Here is an 8,243-nt window from a genome sequence, read left to right as displayed (position 1 = left end):
CCGCTCCCCCAGCACCCGGGCCACCCCCGCCACGAAGCGCTCCCGGTGTGCCGCGACCGTACGCCCGCCGAGGACCACGCGGTCGATGTCCAGCAGGGCGACCAGGTTCGCCGCCCCCTCCCCGAGCACCCCCGCGGCGGTGCCGAGGTCGCCGCGTGCGCCGGCGGCCCGGCATATCGCCTCCAGACAGCCCCGGTAGCCGCAGTCGCACGACGGCCCGCCGAGCTGGACGACCTGGTGGCCGAACTCCCCCGCGCCGGTCCGCGCACCCCGGTGCAGCGCACCGTTCAGCACGAGCCCGGCGCCGAGCCCCGTACCGAGGTGCAGATACGCGAACGAGTCGCCGGCCGCGCCGCCCCGGGCCGCCAGCCCGAGCGCCGCCGCGTTGGTGTCCTTGTCGAGCGCGACGGGCAGCCCCAGCCGCCCGGCGAGCGCGTCGCGCAGCGGGTACCCGTCCCAGTGCGGGAACCCGGTCACCCGCAGCGGCCTGCCCGTGGTGTGGTCGAGCGGGCCGGGCATGGCCACTCCGACACCGAGCGGTTCCGCCCCGGCATCACCGCCGCCGGCGCGTACCGGGGAACGCGAGTCGGGACGGCTGCCGGAACCCCCGTCGGAACGTACGCCGGAACGCGCGTCGGACCCCCCGTCGGAACGTACGCCGGAACCCTCATCGGGACGGCTGTCGAAAAGCCCGTCGGGACGCCTGCCGAAACCCCCGTCGGAACCAGCGGCACGGCACACGGCGCGGATCTCTCCGACGGCCGCGTCGAGGACCGTCTCCGGGGGCGCCCCCAGGTCGAGGGGCCCGGTGCGGACCGCCACCACGCGCCCCGCGAGGTCCACCAGCACCGCCGTCATCTCGTCGCGGTCCAGGTGCAGCCCCACCGCGTGCGCCGCGGCCGGCACCAGCCGCAGGACCGTGCGCGGTTTGCCGCCCGTGGAGGCGCGGAATCCGGCCTCCTCCGCCAGGCCGTCCGCCCGCAGCCTGGCCGTGATCTTGCTGACGGCCTGCGGGGTGAGGCCGGTGCGCTCCGCGAGTTCCAGCCGGCTGATGCCGTCCTCGCCCGCCGTACGCAGCAGGTCGAGGACGAGGGCCGTGTTGTGCCCGCGCAGCACCGGCAGGTTGGCGCCTGCCGCGCCGTCGTTCGCCGGGTGCGCGGAGGTCGCGGGGGGTGTGGGAGGCATGCCGTTCATCACCGCCATTGTCTCCCGCTCTTGCACTTTGGCAACAGCGTTGCTTAAGTGGACGGCATGACTGCCACAGGCAACCGGACCCTCAAGGTGGGACTCGTGGGGTACGGCCTCGCGGGCTCCGTCTTCCACGCCCCCCTGATCGCCGCCACCGAGGGCCTCACCCTCGACACGGTGGTCACCTCCAGCGAGGAGCGCCGCGCGCAGGCCGCCGCCGAGTTCCCCGCCGTACGCTTCGCCGCCTCCCCCGAGGAGCTGTGGAAGCGGGCGGACGAGCTGGACCTCGTCGTCATCGCTTCGCCGAACAAGACCCACGTACCTCTGGCCACCGCCGCCCTCGAATCCGGCCTGCCCGTCGTCGTGGACAAGCCGATCGCCGGCACGGCCGCCGAGGCCAGGGCGCTCGCCTCGCTGGCCCGGGAGCGCGGACTGCTGCTCTCCGTCTTCCAGAACCGCCGCTGGGACAACGACTACCTCACCCTCAAGGGGCTGATCGAGGCCGGCGAACTCGGCGAGGTGCAGCGCTTCGAGTCGCGTTTCGAGCGGTGGCGCCCGCGGCCCAAGGGCGGCTGGCGGGAGTCGGGCGCGCCGGAGGAGATCGGCGGACTGCTGTACGACCTGGGCAGCCATGTCGTGGACCAGGCGCTCACCCTGTTCGGTCCGGTGACGCAGGTGTACGCCGAGTCCGACGTACGCCGTCCCGGAGCCGAGGCGGACGACGACACGTTCTTCGCCCTGACGCACCTCGGCGGCGTCCGCTCGCACCTCTACGTCAGCGCCACCACCGCACAGCTCGGGCCGCGCTTCCGCGTCCTCGGGTCGAAGGCGGGCTATGTGAAGTACGGCCTCGACCCGCAGGAGGCCGATCTGCGCGAGGGCAGGCGCCCCGGCGCGGGTGACCGGCCGTGGGGCATGGAGCCCGAGGCGCGCTGGGGCAGGCTCGGCGCCGGCGAGTCCCCGCTGACCGGTGGCGGTACGCCCGTACCGACCCTGCCCGGCGACTACCCGGCCTACTACGCGTCCATCTGCCGCGCCCTGCGCGAGCACACCGCGCCGCTGGTCACCGGCGACCAGGCCGCTGCCACGCTCGACGTCCTGGAGGCCGCGCGCCGCGCGGCGCGCGAGGGCGTCACCGTACGGCTGGGAACCGAGCAGCGGGGAGAGGCCTCATGAGCGGGACCGATAGCAACGCGGGCGCGGCGCCGGGCCCGCGGGAACTCCCCGGAGTGGCCGAGCTGGAGGAGCAGGCGCAGGGCCTGGTCCTCCCCCGGTTCGGGTACGACGAGGCGTGGCGGCTCGGCTCCCTGCTGGTGGAGCTGGCCCGCGCGCGGCGCGCCCCGGTGGCGATCGACATCCACTCGGGCGCCCAGCAGCTGTTCCACTCCGCGCTGCCCGGCTCCAGCGCGGACAACCACGGCTGGATCGACCGCAAGCGGCGGGTGGCCGAGCGCTACGGCGCGGCGTCGCTGCTGGTCGGCGCTCGTTTCCGGGCCAAGGGCCAGACGTTCGAGGAGTCCTCGCGCCTGGACCCGGCCCGGTACGCCGCGCACGGCGGCGCCGTGCCCGTGTTCATCGAGGGCGCCGGCGCGGGTGCGGTCGCCACGGTGACCGTCTCGGGTCTGCCGCAGGCCGAGGACCACGCGCTGGTGGTGGAGGCCCTGAAGACCCTCCGCGCGGAGCTCTGAGCACCGGGGCTCCGCGCTCCGAACGCTGAACGCCCGGACGCTGCCCGGACGCTGAACGCCCAGACAACGCCCGGGACGCTGAACGCCCGGGTGGGCCGCCCTTGCCGGACGGCCCGCCCGGGGTCCGCATCTCAGCGGATCTCAGGCGTCCTTGAACTGCTGGCGCTGCGTGCCGAGGCCCTCGATCGCCAGCTCCACGACGTCGCCCGAGCGCAGGTACGGCTTCGGCTCGGGCTGACCGAGCGCGACGCCGGCGGGCGTGCCCGTGTTGATGACGTCACCGGGGTAGAGCGTCATGAACTGGCTGACGTACCGCACGATCTCCGCGACGGGGAAGATCATGTCGGCGGTCGTGCCGTCCTGCTTGGTCTCGCCGTTGACGCTGAGCCTCATGGCCAGCGCCTGCGGGTCGGGCACCTCGTCCGGTGTGACGAGCCAGGGGCCGAGGGGGTTGAAGGTCTCGCAGTTCTTGCCCTTGTCCCACTGGCCGCCGCGCTCGATCTGGAACTCGCGCTCTGACACGTCGTTGGAGATGGCGTACGCGCCGACGTGCGCGAGCGCGGCCTCCGCCGACTCCACGTAGCGCGCGGTGCGCCCGATGACGACGGCGAGTTCGACCTCCCAGTCGGTCTTCACGCTCTTGCGCGGGATGAGCACGGTGTCGTCAGGTCCGACCACTGTGTCAGGCGCCTTGAAGAAGATGATCGGCTCGGACGGCGCCTGCGCGTTCGTCTCACGCGCGTGGTCGTGGTAGTTGAGCCCGATGCAGACGATCTTCCCTATGCCGGTCAGGGGCGCGCCGACCCGCTCACCGCCCGCGATCACCGGCAGGTCGCCGGCGACAGCGGCGGTCCTGATCTGCTCCAGGGCGGCGTCGTCGGCGAGGAGCGCGCCGTCGATGTCAGCAACGAGACCCGACAGGTCCCGCAGGGTCGTACCGTCCTCGTCCAGCAGCGCGGGGCGCTCCGCACCCGCCGTACCGACACGCAGCAGCTTCATCGTTCGTGACTCCTCTGATCGAGCTGGCCCAGCCTGGTCCCGCCGGCGGATGCGGCCGCCCCGGGAACCGGTCAATCCTTCCAATACATCGGATCTTTGCGCAAGGCCATGTCTCACCACGCGGTCGCTTGTGACACCGCGTCCCCTCTCCTGAAGCGCCGGCTCCTGGAGAGGCGATCACGGCCGCCCTGGTCTGGCTGCGCAGCCGCGCCGCACGGGTGCTGGGGGCGCTTGGTGGTTCAGCCCCGGTGCCATGCACCGTGCGGCACTGGACGACCTGCCCCAGGGCCGGGCCACGGCCTCCATACGCGGCCTTCTGATCAGCACCGGCGCCCTGCCGGTCCGCGATGAGAACTCGCCCTGCCGATCAACCGGTCCGCCCGCGCCACAGCCCGGCTCCCCGCCCACCACGCAGCCGCCGTACGCCCGTTCTTACCCGCATCGTCGCCCTCACCACCGACCGGCTTCGCAGCGACGCCGACCACACCTACCTGACGATCAGCCGCCACCCGGTCGTCCTGCCGCCGAAGCCGGCCCGCCTCATCGACGAGCTCCTGGACGCAGAACCCGACATGCCGGGTGAGCCAGCTGCGGAGACAATGCAGTAGGACGTAATTGGTCTGCATGCTCGCAGGTCAGTGGTCTCTTTGACTTCGAGCGCTTGAAGTTTTTACTGTCGATGGAGTGACAGCGGATATCGGCGAGCGAACGTACACGATCAAGGAAGCCGCAGCGCTCACGGGCCTTCCTGCCAGCACCCTGCGCTATTACGAGTCGATCGGCGTGATCGCGCCGGTCGCCCGCGGCGAGAGCAGCAAGCACCGTGTCTATACGGACGCCGACATGAACCTGCTGATCGGGGTCGCGTGCCTGGCGGCGACTGGTATGTCCGTCGATGACATGCGGCACTACGTGAAGAACGGCCGGCTCGGCCCGGCCGCCGCGGAACAGCAGATCGCGTTGCTTGCCGAGCGTGCCGAACGGCTGGCCGAAGAGGCTCGGCTGATCAGGCTCCGGCGCAAATACGTCAAGCTCAAGATCGACTACTGGCGTGCCGCGTCCGTCGGCGACGACACCGAGGCGGAGCGACTCGCAGACGAGGCCCGGTCGCTGGTCAAGCAGCTCAGGCCGGCCAGATAGAGGGTCCGGCTCGCGGGGGGCGGACCTCCGTTGCGTGGGCCGCTGATCCGTAGTGCCCGAAAGCACAACGACAAGGAGACGGAGTTTTCTCATGCGTCAGGTAGTGATGACCAAGCCCGGCGAGATCGCCGTGGAGGACCGCCCCGACCCGGAGATCGTCGAGCCGACGGACGCTGTGATCCGGGTGGCCGCCACCTGCATCTGCGGGTCCGATCTGTGGCCGTATCGCGGCGTGCAGGAGGTCGACCACCAGGTGATGGGCCACGAGTATGTCGGTGTGGTCGAGGCCGTCGGCGCGGACGTGCGGACCGTCGGGCCGGGTGACTTCGTCGTCGGCTCGTTCTGGGCGTCGGACAACACCTGCGAGATCTGCCGGGCCGGCTACCAGTCCCACTGCGTCCACCGCACGGTCATGGGGTCGATCGGTACGCAGTCGCAGTTCGCGCGCATCCCGCTCGCCGACGGCACGCTGGTCGCCACACCGGGCCGGCCGGACGACGGCCTCATCCCGTCGCTGCTGGCCGCCTCCGACGTCCTGGGCACCGGCTGGTTCGCCGCGGAGGCCGCACAGGCCGGCCCCGGCAAGACGGTCGCGGTCGTCGGTGACGGCGCCGTCGGCCTGCTCGGCGTCCTGGCCGCCCGTCAACTGGGTGCGGAGCGCGTCATCGCCTTCAGCCGGCACGCCGACCGGCAGAAGCTGGCCCGCGAGTTCGGCGCCACCGACATCGTCGAAGAGCGCGGCGACGAGGGCGCCGCGAGGATCAAGGAGATGACCGGGGGCCTGGGCGCGCATGGCGTCATCGAGGCGGTCGGCACCCAGGAGGCCATGATGCAGGCGATCCACTCGGCGCGCCCGGGCGGCCACGTCGGTTTCGTCGGCGTCTCCCACGACGTCAACATCCCCGGGGAGCTGTTGTTCGGCACTGGCATCCACCTGCACGGAGGTCCGGCACCGGTCCGCCAGTACCTGCCCGAGCTGATCAAGCTCATCTGGGACCGCACGATCGACCCGGGCAAGGTCTTCGATCTCACGCTCCCGCTCGACCAGGCGGCCGAGGGCTACCGGGCCATGGACGAGCGCCGCGCCGTCAAGGTGCTGCTGACGGTCTGAGACCGGCCCGCCCACGCACGCGACAAGGACGAGGATGAAGTACACCCAGAGCAACGGCCGGACCGCGACCGGTCCGGCGTCCACCTTCACCGGAACCGTCTACGTCGACGGCATCCGCGACCCCGACGAGCAGAGCGCCGTCGGCTGCGCGCACGTGCGGTTCACGCCCGGCGCCCGCACCGCCTGGCACCACCACCCCAAGGGCCAGACGCTGTATGTGACCGACGGCATCGGCCTGGTGGCCACCCGGGCCGGCGGCGTCCAGGAGATCCGGCCCGGCGACGTCGTCTACATCGAACCGGGCGAGGAGCACTGGCACGGCGCCACCGCCGACCGGTTCATGGCGCACGTCGCCATGCAGGAAGCAGACGACAGCGGCCAGGTCGTGACATGGCTCGACCATGTCACCGGCGACGAATACGCCATGGCGCAAGGAGCACGGCCATCAGCACGGTCCCTCACGTAGCCCTGAACAACGGCGTCGAGATACCCCTGCTCGGCTTCCGCGTCTTCCAGATCTCGCCGCAGGACACCGAACGCGCCCTCACCCGGGCGCTGGAAACCGGCTACCGCTCGATCGACACCGCGGCGGTCCGCCAGAACGAGGAGGCCGTCGGCCGCGCGCCGTCCCCGGCCGCGGCATCTCGCGCGATGAGCTGTGCATCACGACGAAGCTGTGGATCTCCAGGACGCCGGCGACGGCCTGCCGGGCGCGCGTTCGAGACCTCGCTCAGCAGGCTCGGCCTCGACCTGTGCCTGATTCACCAGCCCTACGGCGACTACTGCGGCACGTGGCGCGCCCTGGAAGCCGCCTACCAGCAGGGCTCGGCACGTGCCGGCTGCGCCGGCTGACGCGGCGCCAGGTCGTGCCGGTGGTTGAAGTCCACCAAGCCGGAGCGGACGCGCGAGAACCTCGCCGTCTTCGACTTGCGGCTCGCCGAGAAGGAGATGACGCGTATCGCCGGCCTCGACGGCAGGACCGGCCCCGCCTTCGACCACCGTGACGCCGGCAGCGTCGACCTCGTCAACGCCATGAGGCTCACCTGACCACGGCCACCGTCCGGCCAAGACGCAAGGAGACACCATGTCAGACGCACTGACACTCAACAATCAAGTCACGCTGCCGGCGATCGGCTACGGCGTGTTCCAGACACCACCCGAGCAGACCGCCACCGCGGTCGAGACCGCCCTGAAGACCGGCTACCGGCACATCGACACCGCCGCCGCCTACAACAACGAGCGCGGCGTCGGCGAAGGCGTGCGCCGCTCGGGACTCGACCGCGACGAGGTCTTCCTCGAAACCAAGGTCTGGGTCTCCGACTACGGCTACGACCAGACCCTGCACGCGTTCGACAAGAGCGCCGCCAAACTCGGCGTCGAGACGATCGACCTGCTCATCCTGCACCAGCCGATGCCGCAGCACTTCGAACGCACCCGCGAAGCGTATCGCGCACTGGAAAAACTGCTCGAAGACGGCCGCGTCCGGGCGATCGGCGTCAGCAACTTCATGCCCCACCACCTCGACGCCCTCATGCAGAGCGCCACGGTCGTTCCTGCCGTCAACCAGATCGAGCTGCACCCCTACTTCACCCAACCGGCCGCCCAGGCCGCGAACACCTCGCGCGGCGTCCTCACCCAGGCGTGGTCCCCCATCGGCGGCATCACCTTCTACCCCGGATACGGCGACGACCGGAAGAGCGTCCTGGCCGACAGCACGGTCCAGGACATCGCAGCCACGCTGGACAAGACCCCCGCACAGATCATGTTGCGCTGGCACATCCAGCAGGGACGCTCCGCGATCCCGAAGTCGACCAACCCCAGCCGCATCGCCGAGAACCTCGCCGTCTTCGACTTCCAGCTCAGCGACGCCGACCTGGCCCGCCTCGACGCGCTCGACACCGGACGCCGCGGCGGCCCCGACCCCGACGAGACGGACCCTTCCACGAGGGACATCGCGGTGCCCGAGGCGTAGACGCCGGCCGACCAGGACTCCGACACCGCTGTGGGCCTGCCGCGACGTGACATCCCACCGCTCGGGCGTGGTACGCCTCCGCCACCCCTGGTCGGTGACCCCGCCCTGCCCTACGAGGCCAAGGGCCCGGCCCCCGGCCCGGCAC

At 71.5% G+C, this 8,243-nt stretch carries 11 protein-coding genes; 9 read left to right on the top strand and 2 right to left on the bottom strand.

Translation table 11 applies throughout. The features are described 5' to 3' along the window. The coding region (locus tag LCE31_RS32445; RefSeq protein WP_225020805.1) for an ROK family transcriptional regulator at positions 1-1,185 on the bottom strand (1,185 nt) is incomplete at its 3' end. 66 nt (positions 1,186-1,251) lie between these two features. On the opposite strand from LCE31_RS32445, the gene LCE31_RS32440 reads away from it, so the two are divergent. Continuing rightward, entirely contained in the window at positions 1,252-2,364 is a 1,113-nt protein-coding gene (locus LCE31_RS32440) for a Gfo/Idh/MocA family oxidoreductase (RefSeq protein ID WP_225020802.1), read from the top strand. Then, on the top strand, positions 2,361-2,876 hold the full coding sequence (locus LCE31_RS32435) for a heme-degrading domain-containing protein (protein ID WP_225020800.1): 516 nt from the start codon (positions 2,361-2,363) through the stop codon (positions 2,874-2,876). The genes LCE31_RS32440 and LCE31_RS32435 overlap by 4 nt, the downstream gene beginning before the upstream one ends. 141 nt (positions 2,877-3,017) lie before the next feature. Here the strand turns inward: LCE31_RS32435 and LCE31_RS32430 are convergent, their stop codons facing one another. Continuing rightward, positions 3,018-3,875: a fumarylacetoacetate hydrolase family protein gene (locus tag LCE31_RS32430; RefSeq protein ID WP_225020797.1), complete on the bottom strand. Its 858-nt coding sequence runs from the start codon at positions 3,873-3,875 to the stop codon at positions 3,018-3,020. Positions 3,876-4,222: 347 nt separating this feature from the next. Between LCE31_RS32430 and LCE31_RS32425 the strand changes: the two genes are divergently transcribed. The 7 genes from LCE31_RS32425 to LCE31_RS32395 all read left to right on the top strand — a co-directional run bounded on the left by LCE31_RS32425 (position 4,223) and on the right by LCE31_RS32395 (position 8,098). Continuing rightward, a complete protein-coding gene (locus LCE31_RS32425; protein WP_225020795.1) occupies positions 4,223-4,483 on the top strand; it encodes a hypothetical protein in 261 nt (86 codons plus the stop codon). Between the two features lie 76 nt (positions 4,484-4,559). After that, on the top strand, positions 4,560-5,015 hold the full coding sequence (locus tag LCE31_RS32420; protein ID WP_225020793.1) for a MerR family transcriptional regulator: 456 nt from the start codon (positions 4,560-4,562) through the stop codon (positions 5,013-5,015). A gap of 91 nt (positions 5,016-5,106) precedes the next feature. Further along, a complete protein-coding gene (locus LCE31_RS32415) occupies positions 5,107-6,126 on the top strand; it encodes a zinc-dependent alcohol dehydrogenase family protein (protein ID WP_225020791.1) in 1,020 nt (339 codons plus the stop codon). 34 nt (positions 6,127-6,160) lie between these two features. After that, the gene (locus tag LCE31_RS32410; protein WP_225020788.1) at positions 6,161-6,592 is read left to right on the top strand and encodes a (R)-mandelonitrile lyase; all 432 of its coding nucleotides are present in this window, start codon (positions 6,161-6,163) and stop codon (positions 6,590-6,592) included. After that, positions 6,517-6,978, top strand: coding sequence for an aldo/keto reductase (locus LCE31_RS32405; RefSeq protein ID WP_225020786.1), 462 nt, complete (start codon positions 6,517-6,519; stop codon positions 6,976-6,978). Before LCE31_RS32410 ends, LCE31_RS32405 begins: the two co-directional genes overlap by 76 nt. Positions 6,979-7,002: 24 nt before the next feature. After that, the gene (locus LCE31_RS32400) at positions 7,003-7,173 is read left to right on the top strand and encodes a hypothetical protein (RefSeq protein WP_225020784.1); all 171 of its coding nucleotides are present in this window, start codon (positions 7,003-7,005) and stop codon (positions 7,171-7,173) included. A gap of 37 nt (positions 7,174-7,210) precedes the next feature. Then, positions 7,211-8,098, top strand: a complete 888-nt coding sequence (locus tag LCE31_RS32395) for an aldo/keto reductase (protein ID WP_225020782.1) — start codon at positions 7,211-7,213, stop codon at positions 8,096-8,098. Positions 8,099-8,243: the final 145 nt, after the last annotated feature.

Origin of the sequence: Streptomyces sp. 8L (assembly GCF_020176795.1) — a bacterium.
Taxonomy (GTDB): Bacteria; Actinomycetota; Actinomycetes; order Streptomycetales; family Streptomycetaceae; genus Streptomyces.
This window is presented reverse-complemented; position numbering and strand designations above follow the sequence as displayed.